The organism is Nocardia sp. NPDC050697 (assembly GCF_040654395.1).
Lineage (GTDB): Bacteria > Actinomycetota > Actinomycetes > Mycobacteriales > Mycobacteriaceae > Nocardia.
Map to the genome: position 1 here is coordinate 1 of NZ_JBFAHY010000004.1, position 25623 is coordinate 25623.

Below are 25623 nucleotides of genomic sequence, written 5' to 3' on the forward strand. Positions count from 1 at the left end.
CGCCCGGTCCCATTCCGAACCCGGAAGCTAAGCCTGCCAGCGCCGATGGTACTGCACTCGACAGGGTGTGGGAGAGTAGGACACCGCCGGAACAATTGTTCACTGAAGGCCCCGACCATTATGGTCGGGGCCTTCAGTCGTTTCCGGGGCCATAATCTACACTCGTCCCGGTGCGCCTTGTGATTGCCCGTTGCCAGGTCGACTACGTGGGGCGGCTGACCGCCCACCTCCCGATGGCCCGCCGGCTCCTCATGATGAAAGCCGACGGCTCGGTGCTGGTCCACTCCGACGGTGGCTCGTACAAGCCGCTGAATTGGATGAGCCCGCCCTGCTGGGTGGAGGAGCGTGGTCCGGACTCCGCCGAGTTCCCCGAGGGCGCAGCGGCGCTCTGGGTGGTCACCAACAAGGCGGGGGAGCAGCTCCGCATCACCGTGGAGGCGATCGAGCACGACTCCTCGCACGAGCTCGGGGTCGACCCGGGGCTGGTGAAGGACGGCGTCGAGGCGCACCTGCAGGAGCTGCTCGCCGAGCACGTGCAGACGCTCGGCACCGGCTACACGCTGGTGCGGCGCGAGTACATGACCGCCATCGGGCCGGTCGACCTGCTCTGCCGGGATGCCGCGGGCGCGACGGTGGCGGTGGAGATCAAGCGCCGCGGCGAGATCGACGGGGTCGAGCAACTCACCCGCTACCTCGAACTGCTGAATCGCGACCCGCTGCTCGCGCCGGTCGCGGGGGTCTTCGCGGCGCAGCAGATCAAGCCGCAGGCGCGGACGCTCGCGGAGGACCGTGGAATTCGCTGCCTCACCCTCGATTACAACGCCCTGCGTGGCACGGAGAGCAACGAGTTCCGGCTCTTCTGAACCGGCGGCTACCCTGGGCGGCATGTCCCGCAGGAAAGCGCGTGCAGCCCGCCCGGCGGATTCGCCGCGGCCGCTCGGCGACGTGTTCGGGCGCAGCGAGCCGGGGCCGGACGGGGACGAGGTCTACACCGTGCGAACCATCCCGGGCAGCAGGGCGCGCAAGCCGTACCGCTGCCCGGGGTGTGACCACGAAATAGCCCCGGGCGTGGCGCACGTGGTCGCCTGGCCCGCCTACGGCGGGGAGGACGACCGGCGGCACTGGCACCGGGGCTGCTGGGAGGGGCGGGGGACGCGGCGCATCACCCGCCGGTGGTCGTGAAACTCGTGCCGGCGATACCAGCGCGAAGGCCGCCCCTGCTGGGACGGCCTTCGCGGGTATTACGTCGTCGCCGTCACGTCGAAGCCGACGTCAGTTGCTGACGTTGGCGTTCTCCCGCTCCTCGACGACATCGTCGTCTTCGTCGGTGGCTTCCTGGATGGCCTTGGGGCGGGTGCCCGCGACCGGCTTGGCGCCGTTGCCGATGGACTTGCGCTGCTGCTCAGGGGCGCCGTCGAGCAGCTCGCTCTCCCGGTTGACCGCGGCGAGCATGGCGGGCACCGAGTCGAGCTGGCCGCGGATGCCGAGCAGCTGGGCGAGCACCCGCCCGCGCAGCACGCGCATCTCCTCGGCCAGTTCCTTGGCGTGCGCGATCTTGCGATCGGAGGTCTGGGTGGCCGACGAGATGAGGCGGTTGGCCTCGTCCGTGGCGTCCTTGATCCGCTGCGCGGCCTCGGCGCGGGAGGTGGCCTCCAGCTCCTCCATGGCGCGGGTCAGCTTGGTGCGCCGCTCCGCCATGGTGACCTCGAAGTCCTGCTGCGCGGCCTTGCGCTTGGCCTCCGCCTCCTTGGCGATGCGATCGGACTCGGCCTGCGCGGCCTCGATGATCTTGCCGGACTCGGAGCGCGCGTTGGCGAGGGTCTGCTCGTACTCGATCTCGAGCGCCTCGCGCTTCTCCTTGGTCTCGGAGAGCAGCGACTCGTACTTGCCCCGCATCTCGGTGGCCTGCTGCTCGGCGATGGAGACCATCTCGGCCGCCTCGGCCTGCGCCAGGGCGCGGACCTCGGAGGCCTCGTCGGAGGCGAGCCGCAGCATCCGGGAGATGCGGTCGGACATGCCCTCGGCGGTGGTCGGCGGCACCGAGAGGCGGTCGACCTCCTTGCGGAGCTCATCGATCTCGTCCCTGGCATCCTCCAGCTGGGCCGCGAGGTTGCGGGCCTGAGCGGCGGCCGCGTCGCGGTCGGTGGCGGTGACGCGCAGCTCGGCATCGAAACGGTCGAAGTAGTTACGCACCTCGTCTTGCGCATAACCCTTGCGCACAACGGTGAAGGGGAGCGCAACGAAGCGATTGCGATCGGACTCGGGTGACGACATGGCACACAAACTACAGCGTGTTGGGGATTGATGGTGACTCGACCGGGAAGGAGATTTCGCCGATTTTCCCGGTCAGCCCTCCGATACTAATTCGTGACATTTGCGTTCGGCTGCACCAACTCGATCAGCACACCCCCGGCATCCTTCGGATGGACGAAGTTGATGCGGGAACCCGCCGTTCCGCCGCGCGGCTCGGTGTACAGCAAACGCACGCCGCGATCGCGAAGATGTGTTGACACGGCCTCGATGTCGGTGACCCGATAGGCGAGCTGTTGCAAGCCGGGACCGTTGCGATCGATGAACTTCGCGATGGTCGAATTCTCGTTCAGCGGAGCCAGCAGCTGGATGGCGGTGGCGCCCGCGGGGGCGTTCGGCAGCGAGAGCATCGCCTCGTGCACGCCCTGGGCCTCGTTCACCTCCCGGTGGGTCTCGATCATGCCGAGGTGCTCGGCGTACCAGGCGACGGCGGTGTCCAGATCGGGCACCGCGATGCCGGTGTGGTCCACCGCGACGACGTAGTCGCCGGGGACGAACGCTGCGGGGGAGGTGACGGGTTCGGTTACGTTGCTCACGTACTCGACGGTAGCGCGGCACCTTCCGGCGGGTGGTGCGGTCGTACCGGTTACCGTGGAGTACGAAACTCGACAACGAATGTGAGGCTCGTCGTGACCACTTCCGTGATCGTCTCCGGTGCGCGCACCCCGGTCGGGCGGCTGCTCGGCGGCCTCAAGGACTTCAGCGGCTCGGATCTCGGCGGTTTCGCCATCCGGGCGGCGCTGGAGCGCGGCGGGGTCGCGCCGGAGCTGGTCGAGTACGTGATCATGGGCCAGGTGCTCACCGCGGGCGCGGGGCAGATCCCGGCCAGGCAGGCCGCGGTGGCCGGCGGCATCCCGATGAGCGTGCCCGCGCTCACCCTGAACAAGGTGTGTCTCTCCGGCATCAATGCCATCGCGCAGGCCGACCAGCTGATCAGGGCGGGCGAGTTCGAGATCGTGGTCGCCGGTGGCCAGGAGTCCATGAGCCGGGCACCGCACATGCTGGAGAAGAGCCGCGAGGGCTTCAAGTACGGCGACGTCACGCTGCGCGACCACATGGCCTACGACGGCCTCTACGACATCTTCACCGACCAGGCCATGGGCGCGCTCACCGAGCAGCGCAACGCCGGTGACCAGCCCGACTTCGTGAGCCGCGAGGAGCAGGACGCCTTCGCGGCGGCCTCGCACCAGCGCGCCGCCGCGGCCTGGAAGAACGGCCTCTTCGACGACGAGGTGGTGCCGGTGGCGGTGCCGCAGCGCAAGGGCGACCCGATTCTGATCGGTCAGGACGAGGGCATTCGCGCCGACACCACGGTGGAGTCGCTGGGCAAGCTGCGCCCGGCGTTCAGCAAGACCGGCACCATCACCGCGGGCAGCGCCTCGCAGATCTCCGACGGCGCGGCCGCGGTGGTCGTGATGAGCAAGGCCAAGGCGGAGGCGCTCGGGCTGGAGTGGCTGGCCGAGATCGGCGCCGCCGGCGTGGTCGCCGGGCCGGACTCGACGCTGCAGGACCAGCCGGCCGACGCCATCGTCAAGGCGTGCGCGCGCGAGGGGATCGCCCCCGGTGACCTGGATCTGATCGAGATCAACGAGGCGTTCGCCGCGGTCGGCATCGCCTCGACCCGGAAGCTGGGGATCGATCCGGCGAAGGTGAACGTCAACGGTGGCGCCATCGCGATCGGGCACCCGCTCGGCATGTCGGGGGCGCGCATCCTGCTGCACCTGGTGCTGGAGCTGAAGCGGCGCGGTGGTGGCGTCGGCGCTGCCGCGCTGTGCGGTGGCGGCGGCCAGGGGGATGCGCTCATCGTGCGGGTCTGATTGTCCGTTGTGACCGGATCGACTACGACTCGGTGTAGTTGATCCGGCACAATGTCGGCATGAATTTCTTCGACCTGCGCAGCGTCGCCGGTAGGTTCCGCTTCTTCGCCGTGCTGGAGGCGCTGTCCTGGCTCGGCCTGCTCGTCGGCATGGCTTTCAAGTACATCCCGGATCCGGGCAACGAGATCGGGGTGAAGATCTTCGGCCCGATCCACGGCGCGATCTTCGTGCTGTTCGTGCTCTCCGCGCTGCTGGCCGCGCGTGAGCTGGGCTGGAATCTGAAAACGACGGCGCTGGCGCTGATCTCCAGCATCCCGCCGTTCTGCACCGTGCTGTTCGAGATCTGGGCGGTGCGCACCGGCAGGCTCGGCGAGCTCAGCGCGCCCGGCACCCGCAAGGACGAGCAGCCCGCCGGGGTCAGCTCGTAGATCGGATGGTGACGACCCGCGGGGTCGTGCCAAACTGAATCCGTGACCAGACCAGCCAGTCGTCGTCCCTCGCCCGCCGTTGCCGCTGCCATGTCCGGGGCGGTGGACCTGTCCAGCCTCAAGCAGCCCCCGGCCGGTGCGTCGGGTGGCGGCGGTGCGGGCGACTACGCCGTCGGGGAGGCGGAGTTCGAGACCAAGGTGCTGCGCCGCTCCACGCAGGTGCCGGTCGTGGTGGTGCTGTACTCGCAGCGCAGCCCCGGCAGCGTGGAGCTGGTGCGGCTCTTCGAGCAGCTCGTCGCCGAGAGCGGCGGCAGCTGGGATCTCGCCGCCGTCGAGGCCGAGGCCAATATGCGGATCGCGCAGGCGCTGCGAGTGCAGGGGATTCCCACCGTGGTCGCGATCGCGGCCGGGCAGCCGCTCGCCGATTTCGAGGGGGTGCAGCCGGAGCCGCAGGTGCGGCAGTGGCTGACCGCGGTCGTCGACGCCGTCGCGGGGAAGCTCGAGGGCAGTGGCGAGCCGGGGGAGCCGGAGCCGGTCGAGGATCCGCGGTTCGTCGCGGCCGAGGAGGCGCTGGAGCGGGGGGATCTCGCCGGGGCCGAGGCGGTGTACGAGGCGATCATCGCGGCCGAGCCGGAGAACGACGAGGCCAAGGGGGCGCTGCGGCAGTTGCGGTTCCTCGGGCGGGCGCAGGGGCTCTCGCCGGAGGTGCTCGCTACCGCCGACGCCGATCCCACCGATGTCGGCGCGGCCATTCAGGCGGCGGATTTCGAGCTGTTCAATCAGCAGCCGGAGGCGGCGTTCGCGCGGTTGATCGGGACGGTTAAGGTCACCGCTGGTGATGATCGCACTGCCGCGCGTACTCGGCTGCTCGAGCTCTTCGAGTTGTTCGATCAGGCGGAGCCGTTCGTCGTCGCTGCCCGACGCAAGCTCGCTGCCGCGTTGTACTGACGCTCGCGTCACCGTGACGGGGGATCCCGGGCCCTGCGGACCCGCCCCCGCTCCGCGGGTGCGCTCATGGCCGGCGGCGAGAAGCGCCGGCCCTTGGAGCGGGGTTCGGGGCCGCTAGGCCCCGAGAAAAAACCTCACTCTTTCTCGGGAGCCAGCCAGATGGCGGTGTTGGGGGCCAGAGCCAGGGTGGCGGAGGCGGGACGCCCGTGCCAGGCGTAAGGCTCGGCGGTCACCCCGCCGAGGTTGCCCTGGCCCGAACCTCCGTAGTCGGCGGCATCGGTGTTGAGAATCTCGGTCCAGCGACCGGTGTGGGGAAGCCCGACCCGGTACTCACGGTGCGCGGAACCGGAGAAGTTGAAGACGCAGGCGACGACGGACCCGTCGGATCCGTAGCGGAGGAACGCCAGGACGTTCGAGGCACTGTCGTCCGCCTCGATCCAGGAGTACCCGCCGGGCGCGGTGTCCTGACTCCACAGCGCGGGGCGCGAACGGTAGGTGGCGTTCAGGTCGCGGAGCACGCCGAGGATCCCGGCGTGCAACGGGTTCTCCAGCTCACCCCAGTCCAGCCCGCGCTCGTGCGACCACTCCCGGAACTGCCCGAAATCCTGCCCCATGAAGAGCAGCTGCTTGCCGGGGTGCGCCCACATGTAGGCGAGCAGGGCTCGCACCCCCGCCGCCTTGGCGAAATCGTCGCCCGGCATGCGGGTCCAGAGCGTGCCCTTGCCGTGCACCACCTCGTCGTGGCTGATCGGCAGCACGTAGTTCTCGCTCCACGCGTACACCAGCGAGAAGGTGACCTCGTTGTGGTGCCAGGAGCGGTGGATCGGGTCGCGCCCCAGGTAGCCGAGGGTGTCGTGCATCCACCCCATGTTCCACTTCATGGTGAAACCGAGTCCGCCGACATCGGTGCCGCGGGTGACCCCCGGCCACGCCGTCGACTCCTCCGCCACCGTGACCACCCCGGGATGCGCCCGGTGCAGCGTGGCATTGAGTTCCTGCAGGAAGTCGACGGCCTCGAGGTTCTCCCGGCCGCCGTGGATGTTCGGCTCCCACTGCCCGGCGCCGCGCGAGTAGTCCAGGTAGAGCATGGAGGCCACGGCGTCGACCCGCAGTCCGTCGATGTGGAACTCCTCGACCCAGTACAGCGCATTGGCGACCAGGAAGTTCCGCACCTCGTTGCGGCCGTAGTCGAAGACGTAGGTGCCCCAGTCGAGCTGTTCGCCGCGGCGCGGGTCCGGGTGCTCGTAGAGCGGGGCGCCGTCGAAGCGGGCCAGCGCCCACTCGTCGCGCGGGAAGTGCGCGGGCACCCAGTCCAGCAGGACGCCGATGCCAGCCGCGTGCAGCCGGTCGACGAAGGCGCGGAAATCGTCCGGGCTGCCGAAGCGCGCGGTCGGCGCGTAGTAGGAGGTGACCTGGTATCCCCAGGAGCCGCCGAACGGGTGCTCCGCCACCGGCAGCAGCTCCACGTGCGTGAACCCGGCGTCGGCGACGTACTCGGCGAGCTGGTCGGCGAGCTCGCGGTAGCCGAGCCCCGGCCGCCAGGAGCCGAGGTGCACCTCGTAGACGCTCATCGGCGCCGCGGTCGGCTCGGCGGTGGCGCGGGTGGCGATCCAGGCGGCGTCGTCCCAGGTGTAGCTGCTTTCGGTGACGACGGAGGCGGTGGCCGGCGGCAGCTCGGTGGCGAAGGCGAGCGGGTCGGCGTGGTCGACGGTGCGGCCGTCGGCGCCGTGCACCCGGTACTTGTACCTGGTCCCCGGCCCGACGCCGGGGACGAAGAGCTCCCAGACCCCGGACGAGCCGAGCGCCCGCATGGGCGCGCTGTGCCCGCTCCAGCTGTCGAAGTCGCCGATCACGGTGACGCCGCGCGCGTTCGGCGCCCACACCGCGAACGAGGTGCCGGTGACCTCGCCGTCCAGCGTGGTGTAGCGGCGCGGGTGCGCGCCGAGCACGTCCCAGAGCCGCTCGTGCCTGCCCTCGTTGATCAGGTGCAGGTCGAGCTCGCCGAGCGTGGGGAGGAAGTGGTAGCCGTCGGCGCTCAGGACGGTCTGCCCGCCCTGATAGGTGGCGAGCACGCGGTAGTCGTCGAGCTGCGGGAAGGGGAGCACCGCGGCGAAGACGCCGTGGCCGAGCGATTCCAGCGGGTGGTCGGTGCCGCCGACCCGGACCGCGACCCGCTCGGCGTGCGGGCGCAGCACCCGGACCACGGTGCCCTCGGCGTGCGGGTGCGCGCCGAGCACGGTGTGCGGGTCGTGGTGCGTGCCCGCGGCCAGCAGCATCAGGTCGCGGCGCTTCATCGCAGCGTCCGGCGCTGGGCGAGCTGCGGGCGCAGCCGCTGCGGGACCGAGGGCAGCGCGAAGATGTGCGCGACCGCCTGCGGCGGGTCCAGCCGCACGTAGTTGGTCTGGCCCCAGTGGTACTCCGCGCCGGTGACCTCGTCGACCACCACCGGGCGGTCGTGCCACTCCCGGCCGATGGCGGGCAGGTCCAGCGAGACCAGCCCCTGCTCGGCGCCGAACGGGTTCAGGTTCACCACCACCAGCACCGCGTCGCCGGTGGCCGGGTCGAACTTGGAGTAGGCGATCAGCGCGTCGTTGTCCACGTGATGGAAGTGCACGTAGCGCAGCTGTTGAAACGCCGGGTGCCCGCGGCGGATCTCGTTCAGCCTGGTCAGCCAGGGTTGCAGCGATTCGCCGCGGGCCAGCGCGCCGGCGAAGTCGCGCGGGCGCAGCTGGTACTTCTCCGAGTCCAGGTACTCCTCGCTGCCCGGCCGCACCGCCTCGTGCTCGAAGAGCTCGAAGCCGGAGTAGACGCCCCAGCTGGGGGCGAGCGTGGCGGCGAGCACCGCGCGGATGGCGAACATGCCGGGCCCGCCGTGCTGCAGCGATTCGTGCAGGATGTCGGGGGTGTTGACGAAGAGGTTGGGCCTGGCCTCGTCGGCCTTGGCGGCCAGCTCCTCGCCGAACTGGGTGAGCTCCCACTTGGCGACCCGCCAGGTGAAGTAGGTGTAGGACTGGCTGAAGCCGCGCCGGGCCAGGCCGTAGAGCCGGGCCGGGCGGGTGAAGGCCTCGGAGAGGAAGATCACGTCCGGGTCGTCCGCGCGCACCGTGGCGATCAGCCACTCCCAGAAGTCGGCGGGCTTGGTGTGCGGGTTGTCGACCCGGAAGATCCGCACGCCGAGCGCGATCCAGTGCCGGACCACGCGCAGGATCTCGGCGTAGAGGCCGTCCGGGTCGTTGTCGAAGTCGATGGGGTAGATGTCCTGGTACTTCTTCGGCGGGTTCTCGGCGAAGGCGATGGTGCCGTCGGGGAGCGTGGTGAACCACTCCGGGTGCGTGGCGACCCACGGGTGGTCGGGGGCGCACTGCAGGGCGAGGTCGAGCGCGACCTCCAGGCCGAGCTTGGTGGCCGCGGCGACGAAGGCCTTGAAATCGCGGACGGTACCCAGCTCGGGGTGCAGCGCGTCGTGGCCGCCCGCCGCCGAGCCGATGGCCCACGGCGAGCCGACATCGCCCGGCTCGGCGATCAGCGAATTGTTCGGGCCCTTGCGGTTGACCTCGCCGATCGGGTGCACCGGCGGCAGGTAGACCACGTCGAAGCCCATGGCGGCGACCCGCTCCAGCTCCTTGGCGGCGGTCTTGAAGGTGCCGTGCACCGGCTTGCCGTCGGCGTCCCACCCGCCGGTGGAGCGCGGGAAGAACTCGTACCAGGAGCCGTAGAGCGCGCGCCTGCGCTCCACGTGCACGGTGTGCTGCGGGCCGCGGGTGACCAGCTCGCGCAGCGGGGTCGCGCGCAGGATCTCCGCGATATCGGTCGCGAAGGCGGGGGCGACCCTGGCCGGTAGCTGCTCGGTCGAGCGCAGCGCGGCGGCCACCGCGCGCAGCTTCTCGAACTGCTTCTTCGGGACGGCCTGCGCGGCCCGGTCGAAGAGCCGGGCGCCGATCTCCAGGTCGTTGGCGAGGTCGGCGGCGGTCTGGCCGACGGCCAGCTTCTTCTCGACTGCCGAGCGCCAGGTGGCGATGGGGTCGCTCCAGCCCTCGATGCGGAAGGTCCAGATGCCGGGGGTGCTCGGGATGAAGGCGCCGTTGAAGACGTCGGGTTCCTGGTCGGGGGTCATCCGGCTGCGGACCGCGCGGGACGAGCCCGGCGCGCGGACCGTGAGCGTGGCGGCGACGGCGTCGTGTCCCTCGCGCCAGACCACCGCGCGGACCGGGAAGACCTCGCCGACGGCGGCTTTTGCGGGGCGGTTGCCGGGGATTGATGGGGCGGTGTCGTCGATGGCGATGCGGCCGGTCACGCGGACCAACCTACCGGGTGGGGGGCGTCGTCACCGGGTACGCGCGGAGTGGGGTGGTGTTCGTGAATTTCCGCACCGGGTGCGGAGATTTTCGATCACCTGCCGTTGTGGGGGAGGGGGAGGACCAGGACGTCGAAGGTCGGGGCGTCGGGCCAGCTGGGACGCAGGGTGCCGACGCGGTGCCATCCCCACCGCCGGTACCGGTCGTAGGCCCGGTCGTTCCCGGGATCGACCAGCAACGTCGCCCGCTGCTCACCGCGGCCCCGCAGCAGTTCGTCGTGGAGCGCCCGCGCCAGTCCGCGGCCGGTGTGCTCACGGGCCACCATGATCTCCGACAGTGCGAAGGTGCGGTGCCCGTCCTCCACGGTGAATTCCTCGTGGTCACCGCTGTCGAGCCGCAGCCCGCCCCACCATCCCGACCGCACTCCCAACGGCCACCCCCACGACTGCCCGACCGGCTCGGCGTCCTCGGCGGCGACCACCAGTTCGAAGCCCGACGGCCGGGCCGGGTCGGTGTAGGCGTCGAACCGCTCCATGAAGGCGCCCGGCTGCTCGAAGGGGTCGCCCGATGCGATGGCATCGACGTAGGCACGTTCGTAGACGCTGCGTACGGTGTCGCGGATCCGGCGGGCACCGGCGGCGTCGAACCGGTCGAACGTGGTGGTCACGCAGTACTCCTGATCGTCGTGGTGACAGCATCGAACCGGGCGGCGAACTCGGCACCGGCGGGAAGTTCGCGGGCAGCGGCGCGCACCGGGGCGAGCGCCTTGACCGTCCGGGCGGAAGTGACTCCGCCCTCCAGTGCGGCGAGCACCGGCCCGGCTTCCTCCAGCGCGCCGTGCTCGTCGCCGACCGCCACCCTGGCTGCGGCCAGCAATGCCCGCACGTTCACAGCGTTCCGTGGCTGGGCGAACTCGGCGCACGCGACTTCGTACAGGGCGAGCGCCAGGGCGGGATTGCCAATGTCGGTGTGGGCGCGGGCTTCGTGGGCGCGCACCTCCGAGGGCGTCACGAACCGCAGCCACTGCGGGCACTCCTCGAGCGGCTCGAGGTTCAGCGCGGCGTCCAGCTCGCGCCATGCGGTCGCGGTGGCGCGGCCGAACCCGCCGGTGTCACCGAGCAGCGCGTACACACCGGCCTCCCGGGCGGCGATGAGGGCGTGGATGCGGCCGGGCGGCCGTCCACGCATGAGGTCGCGGGCCCGGCCGATCAGGGCCAGGGCGTAGGACGGTGAGCCCTGCCCGGCGCGGGCGAGCGTGATCGCCTGCAACGCAGCGCACAGACAGGCGCGGGCGGTCAGGTCAGGGTCAGCGGAGGCAGAGGCCAGCGACAGCGCGTCGGAGTAGTAGCGGCGGGCGAGCATGTGGCGGTCGGCATCGAACGCAAGCCACCCGGTCTGAACTGCGAGTTTGCCGGTGGCGGTCATGAACGCCCGGCCGGTCGCGTCGTCATAGCTGCTGGTGTTGAGCAGGTCGAAGGCTCGCTCGAGGGTCGTCACCGCGGCGTCGACCAGCGGGACGCCGCCGACTTGCTGGTCCGCTGCTTGGAGCGCGTCGGCAGCCGCGGCGAGCTGACGCACCTCCTCGGCGCCGATGCGGACCGGCGGTTGCGTCCAGGCGGGCAAGCTCACCGCTGTCATCGCGGCGAGCTTGCCGAAGTCACGGCGTCTCACGTCGGCATCCTCCTCGGGCGCGACCGCGTGCCATTCGGTCGCCATTCCAGGATGCACCGGCGAGGCAGGGGCGGACAGAGCGAGGGCGGTGGTGAAGCGGCGGAGCTGGTCGGGCGTCAGGCCATGCAGGACGGTATCGAGCGTCTCGGCGCGGTCGCCGCGGACGGATCGGCCATCGGTGAGGCGCTCCCACTTTCGTACGGTGGGCACCTTCCAGCCGATGCGCCGAGCGAACTGCTCCTGCGTGTCGCGCAGCGCCGATACCCGCAGGGCCCGCACCTCGGCCGCGGTCCACCTCTCGACGATCAACCGCTTCCCCTCGTCGCGCTGATATCGCCCGTGGCAGAAGCATATCGGTCTTGTGGAGGTCCGGGGTCTGGGTTCGGGCGCGCCGGTTGGTGAGGCTGGAAACGCACCCGGCGCCGGGATACCGCGGCCGACGCCCGCTTTCGGCCCGCTGCCCTTCCGCCCGGGCCACCCGCGCCGGGTGCTCGACATGCGGCAGGGGAGAGCCATGGAGAGCAGGCCGGACGATAAACCGCACACCTACCGGTGCGACGAGCACCCCGGCAGCTTGGCGCGCTGGGACGCAGCGAGCGTGCTCACCCGGCACGCCGGACACGACCCGATGCGCTGCTTGCCGTACGTGGCTGCGCTGGCCCGGCTCTCCACCCCCTTGGCGTGACCACCGTGCGCCCCGAGTTGCCGCACTGGCGTGCGCTCACCGCGGCATTTCGGACCTCGGTCGGTTCGCACGACAACGGGCTGGTGAAGCGGGCCCGAATGCTGGCCTCGATGCACCGGGTGCGTGCGCTCCATCCCGGCTGCGAGGCGGTTTTCGAGGCCGGCCGTGCCGCACTACGGCAGCGGATCGCCGAATGGATCGTCGGCCATACCGGATCCCGGCCTGTTCTTGCCGTGGCCTGCGCGCAGGCCATCGACGACATGGCGGCGGCGCACGTCGAGGCGGAGCGACTGCTGCGCATCAATCCGCCGCCGAGCGCCGAGGAGTTGCACGCGGCGTGGTTCGCGGTCGGGTACCTCGCGACCCACTGGGCGGACCTGGTGGCCGAGGTGGTCGACGGGCAGCGCCCGGTGCCGTGGCCGCTCGAGCGGCGGTGAGCGGGCCGCCGGAGGAAAGCGCGGGGATGTGGCGCACGCCATGCGAGTGCCTTCGCTCGGTGAATCGGCACGTCAGCGGCGTCCTGAACGCTCCGCGCACGCCCTGTCGATTCCCCTTGATCCGTGTAGGGTTCCGGCCGTGAAGGCATTGCGTCGATTCACCGTCCGTGCCCATCTGCCCGAGCGTCTGGCGGCATTGGGCGAGCTCTCGACCAACCTGCGGTGGTCGTGGCACTGGCCAACGCAGGACCTCTTCGCCGAGCTGGATCGGGAGCGCTGGGCCGAGCTCGGGCACGATCCGGTGCGGATGCTCGGGGAGGTCTCGCCGGCGCGGCTGGACGAGCTGGCGGGGGATGCGGAGTACGTCCGCCGGGTCGACGAGGCCGCGCAGGACCTGCAGGAGTATCTGGAGCGGCCCGCCTGGTTCCAGCGCAATACCGACGGGGACGGGGTGCGCGGGATCGCGTACTTCTCGATGGAGTTCGGCGTCACCGAGGTGCTGCCGAACTACTCGGGCGGGCTCGGGATTCTGGCGGGTGACCATCTCAAGGCCGCCTCCGACCTGGGGTTGCCGCTGATCGGGGTGGGGCTGCTGTATCGCAGCGGGTACTTCCGGCAGTCGCTCTCGGCGGACGGCTGGCAGCTGGAGCACTACCCGGCGCTGGACCCGCAGGGGTTGCCGCTGCGGTTGCTGACCAGCGACGGGTCACCGGTGCTGATCCACGTGGCGGTGCCGGACCAGCGGGTGCTGCGGGCCCGGGTCTGGGTGGCGCAGGTCGGCCGGGTGCCGCTGCTGCTGCTCGACTCCGATATCGCGGAGAACGATCCGGAGCTGCGCGCGGTGACCGACCGGCTGTACGGCGGTGACCAGGACCATCGAATCAAGCAGGAGATCCTCGCGGGGATCGGCGGGGTGCGCGCGGTGCGGGCCTACACCCGCGCCACGGGGCTGCCCGACCCGGACGTCTTCCACATGAACGAGGGGCACGCGGGATTCCTCGGGGTCGAGCGGATTCGCGAATACGTCTCCGGCGGCATGGATTTCGACAGCGCGCTGGCGGCGGTGCGGGCGGGGACGGTGTTCACCACGCACACCCCGGTGCCCGCGGGCATCGACCGCTTCCCGGCCGAGCTGGTGCGGCGCTACTTCGGCGGCGCGCACGGCGAGGCGGAGTCGGCGCTGCTCCCGGGGCTGGCGGTGGATCGGATCCTGGCGCTGGGCCGGGAGAACGACCCGGCGGTCTTCAACATGGCGCACATGGGGTTGCGGCTGGCGCAGCGCGCGAACGGCGTCTCCCAGCTGCACGGCGAGGTGAGCCGGGACATGTTCTCCGGCCTCTGGCCCGGCTTCGACCCGGCCGAGGTGCCGATCGGCTCGATCACCAATGGCGTGCACGCGCCCACCTGGGCGGCGCGCGAGTGGCTGGAGAAGGCGCGCGAGCTGATCGGCGCGGAGTTCGTGCAGGAGGCGCGGGGCTGGGAGCGGCTGCGCGACGTCGACCCGGGCGAACTCTGGGAAACCAGGAACACGCTGCGCGCGGGGCTGGTCGCCGAGGTGCGGCGCCGGGTGCGCGCCTCCTGGCTGGAGCGCGGTGCCGCACCGGCCGAGCTGGGCTGGGTGGACGAGGTCTTCGATCCGGGGGTGCTGACCGTCGGGTTCGCCCGCCGGGTGCCGACCTACAAGCGGCTCACCCTCATGCTGCGCGACCCGGAGCGGCTGCGGGCGCTGCTGCTCGACCCGGAGCGGCCGGTGCAGCTGGTGGTCGCGGGCAAGAGCCACCCGGCCGACGACGGCGGCAAGGCGCTGATCCAGCAGGTGGTGCGGTTCGCCGACGATCCCGAGGTGCGGCACCGGATCGTCTTCCTGCCGGACTACGACATGTCCATGGCGCGGCACCTGTACTGGGGCTGCGACGTGTGGCTGAACAATCCGCTGCGGCCGCTCGAGGCCTGCGGGACCTCGGGGATGAAATCCGCGCTGAACGGCGGGCTCAACCTCTCCATCCGGGACGGGTGGTGGGACGAGATGTACGACGGCGAGAACGGCTGGGCCATTCCCAGCGCGGACGGGGTCGCCGACGAGCACCGGCGCGACGACTTGGAGGCGGCGGCGCTCTACGACCTCTTCGAGCGGACGGTCGCGCCGCGCTTCTACCACCGGGACGCCGCCGGGGTGCCCGCGCGCTGGGTCGAGATGGTGCGGCACACGCTGCAGACGCTCGGGCCCAAGGTGCTGGCCTCGCGCATGGTGCGGGACTACGCGGTGACCTACTACGGGCCTGCCTCGGATTCCTTCGGGCGGGTTTCGGCCGACGGTTTCGCCGGGGCGCGGGCGGTCGCCGAGTACCGGCGGCGGGTCGAGCAGGCGTGGCCGGGGGTGAAGGTGGTGCAGGTGGACAGCGCGGGGCTGCCGGATACGCCGGTGATCGGGGCGCCGCTCTCGCTCACCGCGCGGGTCGACCTGGCCGGGCTCGGGGTGGGGGACGTGGCGGTGCAGGCGGTGTTCGGGCGGGTCTCGGCCGCCGACGAGCTCACCGACGTCACCGCGGTGCCCATGACGCACGCCGGGTCCGAGGGCGGGGTCGAGCTGTTCTCGGTGGAGACGCCGGTGCCGCTCTCCGGTGCGGTCGGGTACACAGTGCGGGTGCTGCCGCACCACGAGCTGCTCGCCTCGGACGGCGAACTCGGGTTGGTCACCGCGCCGAACGCGTGATCTCGGGGTACAAACGCTGGAGCGGATGGTTCACGAGGACGGAGAGTCCCATGGGTAGCGATTCCGAGAATCGGCACGATCCGGAGCCGGGGAGCCCGGATCCCGCCGGGGCGGAAGCCCCCGCCGAGGGCAGTGCGGCCCGGGGTGACGCGACCGCGACGGACCGGGCCGCTCGCACGCTCGACGCGGGCGAGCAGGGGCTGGGGTGGACCGGCGACGAGCCCGCACCCCCGGCTCCCGCGGCGCCCGCCGCGCCCAAGGGCAAACTGGACGCCTACTTCCAGGTGACCGAACTCGGCTCCACCTACCGCCGCGAACTCATGGCGGGCACCGTCACCTTCCTCGCCATGTCCTACATCCTGGCGGTGAACCCGTCGATCCTCGGCGACGAGGGCCCGCTGGGCCCGCTCGGCATCCCGACCCAGGCGGTCTTCACCGCGACGGCGGTCGCCGCCGTCTTCGGCACCCTGGTGATGGGGGTGTGGGCGCGCTACCCGATCGCGCTCGCCCCCGGCATGGGGTTGAACGCGTTCTTCGCGTTCACGGTGGTGCAGAGCATGGGCATCCCGTGGCAGACGGCGCTCTCCGGCACGCTGCTCTCCGGCGTCATCTTCTTCGTGCTCGCGGTGACCAAGGTCCGCGAGCGCATCCTGGACTCCATTCCCATGCAGCTGAAGCTCGCGGTCGGCGCGGGGATCGGGCTCTTCATCGCCTTCATCGGGCTGAAGAACGCGGGCTTCGTGGTCGCCAGCGAGTCCACCTTCGTCAAGCTCGGCGACCTGACCGCGGGCCGGACCCTGCTCGCCTTCTTCGGGCTGGTCGTGACGGTGATCTTCCTGGTGCTCGGGCGGCACGGCGCGGTGCTGATCGGCATCGTCTCGACCACGGTGCTCGGCATGCTCACCGGCCTGGTGGAGCTGCCGGACGGCGTCGCCGCGCTGCCCCGCGGCTTGGACCAGACCTTCGGCCAGGCCATCATCAACCTGCCGGACGCCTTTACCGGGCAGATGGCGGTCGTGGTGCTGACCATGCTCTTCGTCGACTTCTTCGACGCCTCCGGCACCCTCATCGGCGTCGCCAAGCAGGCCGGGCTGCTGGACGAGAAGGGCAAGCTGCCGCGCGCCGCGAGCGCGCTGGCCGCCGACTCGGTCGGCACCACCGCGGGCGCCATCATCGGCACCTCCACCACCACCGCCTACGTGGAATCCACGGCGGGCGTCTCGGCGGGCGGCCGGACCGGGCTCACCGCGGTGACCACGGCGGGCTGGTTCCTGATCGCCATGTTCTGCTACCCGATCTTCGCGGTGGTGGCCTCCGCCGGGGAGGTGACGGCGCCCGCGCTCATCGTGGTCGGGGTGCTCATGGCCCGCTCGCTCGGCGAGATCGAGTGGGGGAATCTGGAGTACGCCATCCCGGCCTTCCTGACGATCGCGCTCATGCCGCTGAGCTACTCCATCGCCAACGGCCTCGCCATGGGCATGCTCTTCTACCCGATCGTCATGGTGGCGCGCGGCCGCGTCCGCGACGTGCACCCGGTCATGTGGGTGCTCATGCTGGTCTTCCTCGGCTACTTCTTCTTCCTGGCCGAGTAGTCAGGAGGCGGTGAGCCTGCCCAGCGCCTTGGCCACCACCTCCGGGTCGGCCGTCTCCCAGTAGGGCGGGAGCGAGGCGCGGAGGTAGCCGCCGTAGCGGGCGGTGGCGATCCGCGAGTCGAGGATGGCGATGACGCCGCGGTCGTCGACGCTGCGCAGCAGCCGCCCGGTGCCCTGGGCGAGCAGCAGCGCGGCGTGGTTCGCGGCGACGGTCATGAAGCCGTTGCCGCCGCGCGACTCCACCGCCCGCTGCCGCGCGGTGAGCAGCGGGTCGTCGGGGCGGGGGAAGGGGATGCGGTCCAGCAGGACCAGGCTCAGCGAGGGGCCGGGCACATCGACGCCCTGCCAGAGCGAGAGCGTGCCGAAGAGCGAGGTCGCCGCGTCCTCGGCGAAGGCCTTGACCAGCGCGCCGGTGGCGTCGTCGCCCTGGCAGAGCACGGGGGTGTCGAGCCGCTCGCGCATGGCCTCGGTGGCGGCGCGGGCCGCGCGCATGGAGGAGAAGAGGCCGAGGGTGCGGCCGCCCGCGGCGCGGACGAGCCGCTCGATCTCGTCCAGCACGGCGGGGGACATGCCCTCCCGGCCGGGCGGCGGCAGGTGCTTGGCGACGTAGAGGATGCCGGAGCGGGCGTGGTCGAAGGGCGAGCCGACATCCAGCGACGACCAGCGCACGCTCTCGGTGTCGGACGGCGCCTGCGCGCCGTTGGCGGTGCCGGTGTCCGGGCGGTTACCGGACTGGGCGGGCAGCCCCCAGGTGATCGCGAGGCCGTCGAAGGAGCCGCCGATCTGCAGCGTCGCCGAGGTGAGCACCACGGTGGAGGCGCCGAAGAGCCGGCTGCGCAGCAGCCCGCCCACGGAGAGCGGCGCCATCCGCAGCGTGCGCCGCGCGGTGCCGCGGATCTCGTCGGCGGCGAGCCAGATGACGTCGCGGCGGGCGGCCGGATCCGGCTCGTCGAAGGCGGAGAGCGCGCGCACCGCGCTGTCGTGCACCTCCTCCACCGCGACCAGCGCCTGGTTGCGGGCGGCCGCGGCCTCCGGGTCGCTGCCCTGCGCGGTGGTGCCGCCGGGCGGGGAGAGCGCGGTGCGGACGTTCCAGGCGGCGTCCCGGATCAGCGCGAGGACCGGGGCGGCGCTCTCCGGCAGCCGCTCCCAGCGGGCGGCGGGCAGCTCGTCCAGCACCTCGTGCCAGGCCTCGCCCGCCTCCTCCAGCCGGTCCAGCTCGCGCTCGTCCACCAGCTTGACGCAGCGCTTGGCGGCGGCGGTGACGGTGGCGGGGGCCAGCTCGGCGGTGGCGACGCCGGTGACCCGGTCGACCAGCTCGTGCGCCTCGTCGATGATCACCACGTCGTGCTCGGGCAGGATCTGGATGCCGCTGATGGCGTCGATGGCGAGCAGCGCGTGGTTGGTGACCACCACGTCGGACTGCGCGGAGTCGGCGCGCGCCTTCTCGGCGAAGCAGTCCTGGCCGAAGGGGCAGCGGGACTTGCCGAGGCACTCCCGGGAGGAGACGCTGACCTGCCGCCAGGCGCGGTCGCTCACGCCGGGGGCGAGCTCGTCGCGGTCGCCGGTCTCGGTGTCGGAGGCCCAGGCGGTGAGGCGCTGCACCTCGCGGCCGAGCCGGGAGACGGCGAAGGCGTCGAAGAGCTCGGCCTCGCCCGGATCCTCCGGGACGGCGCTGTTCATCTTGTTCAGGCACAGGTAGTTGTTGCGACCCTTGAGGATCGCGAAGCGGGCGGTGCGGCCGAGCGGCTTCGTCAGCGCCTCGGCGAGCCGCGGCAGGTCGCGGTCGACCAGCTGGCGCTGCAGCGCGATGGTGGCGGTGGAGACCACGACGGTGCGCCCGGTGCGGACCGCGTGCCGCAGCCCGGGCACCAGGTAGGCCAGCGATTTCCCGGTGCCGGTGCCCGCCTGCACGGCGAGGTGCTCGCCGGTGTCGATGGCGTGCGCGACCGCCGAGGCCATGGTGACCTGCCCGGTCCGCTCGGTGCCGCCGAGCGCGCGGACGGCGGTGGAGAGGAGTTCCGGGACCGGCGGCAGTTCGGGCACGCGCAGCAGCCTACTGCGGCCCGCCGACACGCTCGGCGGAGGCGCGGTGCCGCTGCGCGCGGGGGCGCCGGTCAGCCGCGGCGACGTCGCGCGCAAGCCGTCACCCGGTTCGGTGCCGCGCCGAGCCGCCTGCGATGCCTGGGCCGCCAACGGCCGGGCGAGCTGCTCCGAGCGACTCAGTGCCCGAGTTCCCCGTCGAACTCGACGCCCGCGGCGCGCATGCGCTCCATGGCGACGGTCGTGCTCTCCGGCGCGACCCCGGCGGTGAGCGCGAGCAGCACCCTCGTCTGGAACCCCGCCTCGCGCGCGTCCAGCGCGGTGGCCCGGACGCAGTGGTCGGTGGCGATGCCAACCACGTCGACGGCGTCGATCTCGCGCGCCCGCAACCACTCCGAGAGCGACGTCCCGTCCTCCGCCGCGCCCTCGAACCCGGAGTAGGCGGCGGCGTACTCGCCCTTGCTGAATACCTCGTCCACATCGGCGCTGAAGTTCGGGTGGAAGTCGGCGCCCGGCGTCCCGACCCGGCAGTGCGGCGGCCAGCTGTCCACGTAGTCGGGGGTGTCGGAGAAGTGATCACCCGGGTCGATGTGGTGATCCCGCGTCGCCACCACCGCCGCGTAGTCCGCGGTCAGCAGGTAGTCGCTGATCCGGCTCGCCACCGCGGCCCCGCCGCTCACCGCGAGCGACCCGCCCTCGCAGAAGTCGTTCTGCACATCCACCACGATCAACGCACGCGTCATGGTTCTATTCTGCCGCGAAGGTGGTCGGCACGGCCGGTTCGCCCGCGGAGAGCTTGAGCCCCTCCCACGGCAGGCTCACGAGCCCGCGCGCCACCAGGTCGCGGCTCTCGGCCAGGCTCGGCTGCTCCGGGGTGAGCTCGCCGCCGCGCACCAGCGGCACGAGCAGCTCGCGCGCGGTGAACTCGCCGGTCGCGGGCGCCGATCCGGCCGGGAAGACGACCTCCTCCACGATGGTCCCGCTGGCCCTGGCCAGCCGGAGGGCGCCCTTGGTGCCGCCGCGCGACTCCTTGTGGCTGCTCCGCTTGGCCACCGGCACCCCGTCCACCTCGACCAGCTTGTAGACCATGCCCGCGGTGGGCGCGCCGGAGCCGACCACCAGCGAGGTGCCGACGCCGTAGACGTCCACCGGCTCGGCGCGCAGCGCGGCGATGGCGTACTCGTCCAGGTCGCCGGAGACCACGATCCGGGTGCGGGTGGCGCCGAGGCCGTCCAGCTGGTCGCGCACCTGCCCGGCCAGCACCCCGAGATCGCCGGAGTCGATCCGGACCCCGCCCAGCTCCGGCCCGGCCACCTCGATGGCGGTGGCGACGCCCTGCGTGATGTCGAAGGTGTCGACCAGCAGCGTTGTCCCGACGCCGAGCGCGCGCACCTGGCTGCGGAACGCCTCCGCCTCGTGCGCGCCGTCGCTGCCGCTGTGCAGCAGGGTGAAGGCGTGCGCGCTGGTGCCCGCGCCGGGGACGCCGTAGCGCCGCACCGCCTCCAGGTTCGAGGTGGCGTCGAAGCCGGCCAGGTAGGCGGCGCGCGAGCTGGCGGGGGCGGCGAGCTCGTGGGTGCGGCGCGAGCCCATCTCGATCATCCGGCGCCCGGCCGCGGCGCTCACCATGCGGGCGGCGGCCGAGGCGATGGCGCAGTCGTGGTTGTAGACGGAGAGGATGAGCGTCTCCAGGATCACGCACTCGGCGAAGCTGCCGCGCACCGAGAGCACCGGGGAATTCGGGAAGTACAGCTCGCCCTCGGCGTAGCCGTCGATATCGCCGCCGAAGCGGTACTCGCGCAACCACTCCAGCGTCCGGTCGTCCAGGAAGCGCGCCGCGACCTCGAGTTCGGCCGGGCCGAAGCGGAAGCGGGTGAGCGCCTCCAGCATCCGGCCGGTACCCGCGACCACGCCGTACCGCCTGCCGTTCGGCAACCGCCTGGCGAACACCTCGAAGGTGCAGCGGCGGTGCGCCGAGCCGTCGGCGAGCGCGGCGGCGAGCATGGTCAGCTCGTACTGGTCGGTCAGCAGCGCGGTGCTCGCCCGCCCGTCGATGGTCTCCACGTGGCCACTCTAGACAGCGCGGGACCGGGGATCGGGGAGCATGATAGGCGCGCAGGCGCCGGATCGGGCCGGAACGGCGGCGGCGGAGCCGGAAAAGCCGCGATCGGGACCGCTCGGATGGTTGTGTTCTCGGCCTGCCGTCGTACCCTGGACGCATGGCGCAGTTCGACCGAGTCGATCCCGGCGATCTCGCGGCGGCCGTTGCCGTCGTCGCGCACGCGACCCCGTCGGCGACCCCCGAAGCCATCGAGCACAGCGAGATCCTGGAGGCCGAGGACCGGCCCTGGGTCACCGTGGTCTGGGACGACCCGGTGAACCTCATGCACTACGTGACCTACATTTTCCAGAAGCTCTTCGGCTACAGCAAAGCCAAGGCGACCGAGCTCATGCTGCAGGTGCACAACGAGGGCAAGGCCGTGGTGACCTCCGGCTCGCGGGATCGGATGGAGCACGACGTCCAGCGGCTGCACGCGGCCGGGCTGTGGGCGACCATGCAGCGCGACGAGTGAGGGCGGCTACCGTAGGCAACGTGCGTAAGTGGAGCCGGAAGAATTCGCTGGGCGGCCTGAAACTGCGTTCCGAGATGGACGGCAGGGAGGCCGCGGTGCTGCGCTCGCTGGTGGGGGCGGTGTGCGGGCTGCTCACCGAGCGCGCGAACTCCGGCCCCGACGACGAGCTGGCCGCGCTCACCGGGATGCGGACCGGTAACTCGACCCCGCCCACCGACCCGCAGCTGCTCCGGCTGCTGCCCGATTTCCACCGCGCCGAGCCCGGCTCGCCGGACGCCGACCGGGCCGGGCTGAACGACGCGCTGCGCAGCCTGCACGAGCCCGACATCATCGAGACCAAGGTGGCGGCCGGCGCGGTGGTGCTGCGCACGGTGCCCGCCGACGGCGGCAAGGTGACGCTCTCGCCGGAGCAGGCCGATGCCTGGCTGACCGCGCTCAACGACGTCCGGCTCGCGCTCGGCACAGTGCTGGAGATCGACGCCGACACCCCCGAGGAGCTGGAGCCGGGCGATCCGCGCGCGCCGCACCTCGACGTCTACCACTGGCTCACCTGGATGCAGGACTCGCTGCTCTCGGCGCTCGCCCCGTGACCGGTCTGACCGACGTGCCCGGTGTGCTCGTCGGGCACCACCACGAACTCGACCCGGACGCCACGCTCGGCTCCGGCGCCGCGACCGGCTGCACGGTGGTGCGGGTGCCCGGCGGCGCGGTGGCCGCGGTCGACGTCCGCGGCGGCGGGCCCGGCACCAGGGAGACCGACCTGCTCGACCCGGCCAACTCGGTGCGCCGGGCCGACGCGATCCTGCTCAGCGGCGGCAGCGCCTACGGGCTGGCCGCCGCCGACGGAGTGATGCGGTTCTGCGAGGAGGCGGGCAACGGCATCCCGCTGGACCCGCTCGACCCCGCCCGGGTGGTGCCGATCGTGCCCGGCGCGGTCATCTTCGACCTGCCGGTGGGCGACTGGCACATCCGCCCGACCGCCGAGTTCGGGTACCGCGCGGCCGCGGCCGCGGGCCGGGAGTTCGAGCGCGGCACCGTCGGCGCCGGGGTCGGCGCGCGCGCGGGCGCGCTCAAGGGCGGGATCGGCACCGCGTCGATCCTGCTCGATATCGGGATCACGGTGGCGGCGCTGGTGGTGGCGAACCCGGTGGGCTCGGTCTTCGACCCGCGCACCGGGCTGCCGTGGGGCGCCGGCACCGACGGCGCCGTCGCGCTCGGGCTGCGCACCCCCTCCCCGGAGCAGCTCGCCGCGGCCAACGCGCTGCCGGTGAAGGGCACCGTGCTCAACACCACCATCGGCGTGGTCGCCACCGACGCCCCGCTCGACCCGGCGGGCTGCCGCCGGATGGCGACCACCGCGCACGACGGCCTGGCCCGCGCGGTGCGCCCGGCGCACTCGCCGCTGGACGGCGACACCTTCTTCGCGCTCGCCACCGGCACCGCCGCGCCGCCGCCCGGCCCGCTGCCCCCGCCCTACTTCCCCGCGAACCTCGGGCTCCTCGACGCGGTCTGCACCGCGGCCGCGGTCTGCGTGGAGCGGGCCGTCGTCGACGCCGTGGTCTCCGCCCGCTCGATCGCCGGAATCCCCTCGTACAGCGAGCTCTTCGGCGGCTGATCGGGGCGGAACGGCCGGGGCGGGAATAGCCGAATAAGCTGGCTCGTTGTCGAGGGCGTTGTCGCGGGAAGGGTGTTGTCGTGCTGGTGATCAGGGCCGACCTCGTCGAGGCGATGGTGGCGCATGCCCGCGCCGACCACCCGGACGAGGCGTGCGGGGTGCTCGCCGGGCCGGAGGGCTCGGACCGCCCGGAGCGCTTCGTCGCCATGGTCAACGCCGAGCGCTCGCCCACCTTCTACCGCTTCGACTCCGGCGAGCAGCTGACGGTCTGGCGGGCCATGGACGCCGCCGACGAGGAGCCGGTGGTGATCTACCACTCGCACACCGCGACCGAGGCGTACCCGAGCCGCACCGACATCGCCTACGCCTCCGAGCCGAACGCGCACTACGTGCTGATCTCCACCCGCGATCCGGAGCAGCACGAGCTGCGCAGCTACCGCATCCGCGAGGGCGAGGTCACCGAGGAGCCGGTGCGGGTCGTCGACGCCTACTGAACCCGTTCAACCCCGAGGAGAAGCCATGCCGGTAACCGTGTCCATCCCGACCATCCTGCGCAACCTGACCGGCGGCGAGAAGCGCGTGCAGGCCGAGGGCGCCACCCTCGCCGCGCTCATCGCCGACCTGGAGGCGAACCACCCCGGGCTGTCCGAGCGGCTGCTCACCGACGGCAAGCTGAACCGCTACGTCAATATCTACGTCGACGACGAGGACGTGCGCTTCGCGGGCGGGCTGGAGGCCGAGGTGCCGGCGGGCGGCAGCGTCACGATCCTCCCGGCCGTGGCCGGCGGCGCGCGCTGATCCGGTGGCACGGTACGAATCGCTGATCGCGACGCTCGGCGACACCCCGCTGGTCGGGCTGCGGAACCTCTCGCCGCGGTGGGAGGGCGAGCAGCCGGTGCGGCTCTGGGCCAAGCTGGAGGACCGCAACCCCACCGGCTCGATCAAGGACCGCCCCGCGCTGCGCATGATCGAGCAGGCCGAGGCCGACGGCAGGCTCACCCCCGGCTGCACCATCCTGGAGCCGACCAGCGGCAATACCGGGATCTCGCTGGCCATGGCGGCCAAGCTCAAGGGGTACCGGCTGGTCTGCGTCATGCCGGAGAACACCTCGGTGGAGCGCAGGCAGCTGCTCACCATGTTCGGCGCCGAGATCATCGGCTCGCCCGCGGCGGGCGGCTCCAACCAGGCGGTCGCCAAGGCCAAGGAGATCGCCGCGGCCAACCCGGACTGGGTCATGCTCTACCAGTACGGCAACCCGGCGAACGCGCTCGCGCACTACGAGACCACCGGCCCGGAGATCCTGGCCGACCTCCCCGAGATCACGCACTTCGTGGCCGGGCTCGGCACCACCGGGACGCTCATGGGCACCGGCCGCTACCTGCGCGAGCACGTGCCCGGCATCGAGATCGTCGCAGCCGAGCCGCGCTACGGCGAGCTGGTCTACGGGCTGCGCAATATCGACGAGGGGTTCATCCCCGAGCTGTACGACGAAGCCGTGCTCACCAGCCGCTTCTCCGTCGGCCCGCTGGACGCGGTGCGCCGGACCAGGGAGCTGGTGCTGGAGGAGGGGATCTTCGCGGGCATCTCCACCGGCGCCATCCTGCACGCGGCGCTCGGGGTCGCGCGGAAGGTGATCAGGGCGGGCAAGCGCGCGGACATCGCCTTCGTGGTCTGCGACGGCGGCTGGAAGTACCTCTCCACCGGCGCCTACGACGGCACGCTGGAGGAGGCGGAGGAACGGCTGGAGGGGCAGCTCTGGGCCTGAACCCCGGTACCCTCGACGGCAGGGCTAGCGCAGGAGGTGCCATGGTCGTCGGTCCTGGTTCGGGGTATCCACCGAACAGCACACCGGTCCGTTCCCGCGCGGTCGCGATGATCGGCAAACTCTGGGCCCAGGCGGCCGCGCTCATGCTGAGCTTCGTCGCGCTGCTCTACGGCATCGAGGGCGTGGACAGCCTGCAGGGCGTCGATCTGGACAGCGAGGGCATCCGGCCGCGCGATCCGGACGGGCTCTGGGGCGTGCTCTGGGCGCCGGTGCTGCACGGCAACTGGGATCACCTGATGGGCAATACGCTGCCCGTGCTGATCCTCGGCTTCCTCACGCTGCTCTCCGGGATCGGCCGCGGATTGGCCGCTACCGCCCTCATCTGGTTGATCGCGGGCGTCGGAACCTGGCTCATCGGCGGCGCGGGCACGGTGCACATCGGCGCCTCCTCGCTCGTCTTCGGCTGGCTCACCTTCCTCATCTCGCGCGGCTGGTTCGCCCGCAACCTCACCCAGATCGTGGTGGGGCTGGTGGTCTTCGCGATCTACGGTTCGCTGCTCTGGGGCGTGCTGCCGGGGCAGCCGATGATCTCCTGGCAGGGCCATCTGTTCGGGGCCGTGGGTGGCCTGGTCGCGGGCTGGGTACTCTCCGGAGACGAACGTCGTCGCCGACGCGCAACGGAACCGCGTCCGATCGCACACCCCCGGTGACCACGTCGCACACCCGTGAGAATTTGG

General features: G+C 71.8%; 25 protein-coding genes and 1 rRNA gene. 17 read left to right on the top strand and 9 right to left on the bottom strand.

Features of this window, described 5'->3' with window-relative positions; genetic code table 11:
- From rrf to AB0H71_RS15550, 3 genes are all read left to right on the top strand, one after another.
- Positions 1-92, top strand: a 5S ribosomal RNA gene (rrf, locus tag AB0H71_RS15540); the annotation flags it as partial.
- Positions 93-170: 78 nt separating this feature from the next.
- Positions 171-863: an endonuclease NucS gene (gene nucS / locus AB0H71_RS15545; RefSeq protein ID WP_357020447.1), complete on the top strand. Its 693-nt coding sequence runs from the start codon at positions 171-173 to the stop codon at positions 861-863.
- 22 nt (positions 864-885) lie between these two features.
- Entirely contained in the window at positions 886-1182 is a 297-nt protein-coding gene (locus tag AB0H71_RS15550) for an ATP/GTP-binding protein (RefSeq protein ID WP_357020450.1), read from the top strand.
- Positions 1183-1272: 90 nt separating this feature from the next.
- On the opposite strand, the gene AB0H71_RS15555 is transcribed toward AB0H71_RS15550, so the two are convergent.
- Together AB0H71_RS15555 and mce are read right to left on the bottom strand one after the other, a co-directional pair.
- On the bottom strand, positions 1273-2274 hold the full coding sequence (locus tag AB0H71_RS15555) for a hypothetical protein (RefSeq protein ID WP_357020453.1): 1002 nt from the start codon (positions 2272-2274) through the stop codon (positions 1273-1275).
- Positions 2275-2360: 86 nt separating this feature from the next.
- On the bottom strand, positions 2361-2846 hold the full coding sequence (gene mce, locus AB0H71_RS15560; protein WP_357020454.1) for a methylmalonyl-CoA epimerase: 486 nt from the start codon (positions 2844-2846) through the stop codon (positions 2361-2363).
- Positions 2847-2939: 93 nt separating this feature from the next.
- Between mce and AB0H71_RS15565 the strand changes: the two genes are divergently transcribed.
- The 3 genes from AB0H71_RS15565 (at position 2940) to AB0H71_RS15575 (ending at position 5503) form a co-directional block, all read left to right on the top strand.
- On the top strand, positions 2940-4127 hold the full coding sequence (locus tag AB0H71_RS15565; RefSeq protein ID WP_357020456.1) for an acetyl-CoA C-acetyltransferase: 1188 nt from the start codon (positions 2940-2942) through the stop codon (positions 4125-4127).
- A 59-nt stretch (positions 4128-4186) separates the two neighbouring features.
- Positions 4187-4555 carry a DUF3817 domain-containing protein gene (locus AB0H71_RS15570; RefSeq protein ID WP_357020458.1) on the top strand — a complete coding sequence of 123 codons (369 nt, stop codon included), beginning with the start codon at positions 4187-4189 and terminating at the stop codon, positions 4553-4555.
- A 90-nt stretch (positions 4556-4645) separates the two neighbouring features.
- Positions 4646-5503: a tetratricopeptide repeat protein gene (locus AB0H71_RS15575; RefSeq protein ID WP_357021908.1), complete on the top strand. Its 858-nt coding sequence runs from the start codon at positions 4646-4648 to the stop codon at positions 5501-5503.
- Positions 5504-5637: 134 nt separating this feature from the next.
- Here AB0H71_RS15575 and glgB read toward each other — a convergent pair whose 3' ends face one another.
- The 4 genes from glgB to AB0H71_RS15595 form a co-directional block, all read right to left on the bottom strand.
- Positions 5638-7797 (bottom strand): 1,4-alpha-glucan branching protein GlgB, encoded by a 2160-nt coding sequence (gene glgB / locus AB0H71_RS15580; protein ID WP_357020460.1) that lies wholly within the window; start codon positions 7795-7797, stop codon positions 5638-5640.
- Positions 7794-9797, bottom strand: a complete 2004-nt coding sequence (locus tag AB0H71_RS15585) for an alpha-1,4-glucan--maltose-1-phosphate maltosyltransferase (protein WP_357020463.1) — start codon at positions 9795-9797, stop codon at positions 7794-7796. Before AB0H71_RS15585 ends, glgB begins: the two co-directional genes overlap by 4 nt.
- A gap of 95 nt (positions 9798-9892) precedes the next feature.
- Positions 9893-10465 carry a GNAT family N-acetyltransferase gene (locus tag AB0H71_RS15590; RefSeq protein ID WP_357020466.1) on the bottom strand — a complete coding sequence of 191 codons (573 nt, stop codon included), beginning with the start codon at positions 10463-10465 and terminating at the stop codon, positions 9893-9895.
- The gene (locus AB0H71_RS15595) at positions 10462-11778 is read right to left on the bottom strand and encodes a hypothetical protein (protein WP_357020468.1); all 1317 of its coding nucleotides are present in this window, start codon (positions 11776-11778) and stop codon (positions 10462-10464) included. Before AB0H71_RS15595 ends, AB0H71_RS15590 begins: the two co-directional genes overlap by 4 nt.
- 187 nt (positions 11779-11965) lie before the next feature.
- On the opposite strand from AB0H71_RS15595, the gene AB0H71_RS15600 reads away from it, so the two are divergent.
- The 4 genes from AB0H71_RS15600 to AB0H71_RS15615 all read left to right on the top strand — a co-directional run bounded on the left by AB0H71_RS15600 (position 11966) and on the right by AB0H71_RS15615 (position 16896).
- Positions 11966-12154, top strand: a complete 189-nt coding sequence (locus AB0H71_RS15600; RefSeq protein ID WP_357020471.1) for a hypothetical protein — start codon at positions 11966-11968, stop codon at positions 12152-12154.
- Positions 12151-12591, top strand: a complete 441-nt coding sequence (locus AB0H71_RS15605; RefSeq protein ID WP_357020473.1) for a hypothetical protein — start codon at positions 12151-12153, stop codon at positions 12589-12591. Before AB0H71_RS15600 ends, AB0H71_RS15605 begins: the two co-directional genes overlap by 4 nt.
- 139 nt (positions 12592-12730) lie before the next feature.
- The gene (gene glgP / locus AB0H71_RS15610; RefSeq protein ID WP_357020475.1) at positions 12731-15304 is read left to right on the top strand and encodes an alpha-glucan family phosphorylase; all 2574 of its coding nucleotides are present in this window, start codon (positions 12731-12733) and stop codon (positions 15302-15304) included.
- Positions 15305-15354: 50 nt separating this feature from the next.
- Positions 15355-16896 (top strand): NCS2 family permease, encoded by a 1542-nt coding sequence (locus AB0H71_RS15615; protein WP_357020478.1) that lies wholly within the window; start codon positions 15355-15357, stop codon positions 16894-16896.
- On the opposite strand, the gene AB0H71_RS15620 is transcribed toward AB0H71_RS15615, so the two are convergent.
- The 3 genes from AB0H71_RS15620 to AB0H71_RS15630 form a co-directional block, all read right to left on the bottom strand.
- Positions 16897-18939, bottom strand: a complete 2043-nt coding sequence (locus AB0H71_RS15620; RefSeq protein WP_357020481.1) for an ATP-dependent DNA helicase — start codon at positions 18937-18939, stop codon at positions 16897-16899.
- 176 nt (positions 18940-19115) lie between these two features.
- Entirely contained in the window at positions 19116-19679 is a 564-nt protein-coding gene (locus AB0H71_RS15625) for a nicotinamidase (RefSeq protein WP_357020483.1), read from the bottom strand.
- A gap of 4 nt (positions 19680-19683) precedes the next feature.
- On the bottom strand, positions 19684-20997 hold the full coding sequence (locus AB0H71_RS15630; RefSeq protein ID WP_357020486.1) for a nicotinate phosphoribosyltransferase: 1314 nt from the start codon (positions 20995-20997) through the stop codon (positions 19684-19686).
- 155 nt (positions 20998-21152) lie between these two features.
- On the opposite strand from AB0H71_RS15630, the gene clpS reads away from it, so the two are divergent.
- The 7 genes from clpS to AB0H71_RS15665 all read left to right on the top strand — a co-directional run bounded on the left by clpS (position 21153) and on the right by AB0H71_RS15665 (position 25596).
- Entirely contained in the window at positions 21153-21506 is a 354-nt protein-coding gene (gene clpS, locus AB0H71_RS15635; RefSeq protein ID WP_357020489.1) for an ATP-dependent Clp protease adapter ClpS, read from the top strand.
- A gap of 20 nt (positions 21507-21526) precedes the next feature.
- A complete protein-coding gene (locus tag AB0H71_RS15640; RefSeq protein WP_357020492.1) occupies positions 21527-22096 on the top strand; it encodes a DUF2017 domain-containing protein in 570 nt (189 codons plus the stop codon).
- The gene (locus tag AB0H71_RS15645; protein ID WP_357020494.1) at positions 22093-23121 is read left to right on the top strand and encodes a P1 family peptidase; all 1029 of its coding nucleotides are present in this window, start codon (positions 22093-22095) and stop codon (positions 23119-23121) included. Before AB0H71_RS15640 ends, AB0H71_RS15645 begins: the two co-directional genes overlap by 4 nt.
- Positions 23122-23201: 80 nt before the next feature.
- A complete protein-coding gene (locus AB0H71_RS15650; protein ID WP_357020497.1) occupies positions 23202-23615 on the top strand; it encodes a M67 family metallopeptidase in 414 nt (137 codons plus the stop codon).
- Positions 23616-23640: 25 nt separating this feature from the next.
- Entirely contained in the window at positions 23641-23919 is a 279-nt protein-coding gene (locus tag AB0H71_RS15655) for a MoaD/ThiS family protein (RefSeq protein WP_357020500.1), read from the top strand.
- A gap of 4 nt (positions 23920-23923) precedes the next feature.
- Entirely contained in the window at positions 23924-24886 is a 963-nt protein-coding gene (locus tag AB0H71_RS15660) for a cysteine synthase (RefSeq protein ID WP_357020503.1), read from the top strand.
- Between the two features lie 107 nt (positions 24887-24993).
- Positions 24994-25596 (top strand): rhomboid family intramembrane serine protease, encoded by a 603-nt coding sequence (locus AB0H71_RS15665; RefSeq protein ID WP_357020506.1) that lies wholly within the window; start codon positions 24994-24996, stop codon positions 25594-25596.
- Positions 25597-25623 lie beyond the last annotated feature (27 nt).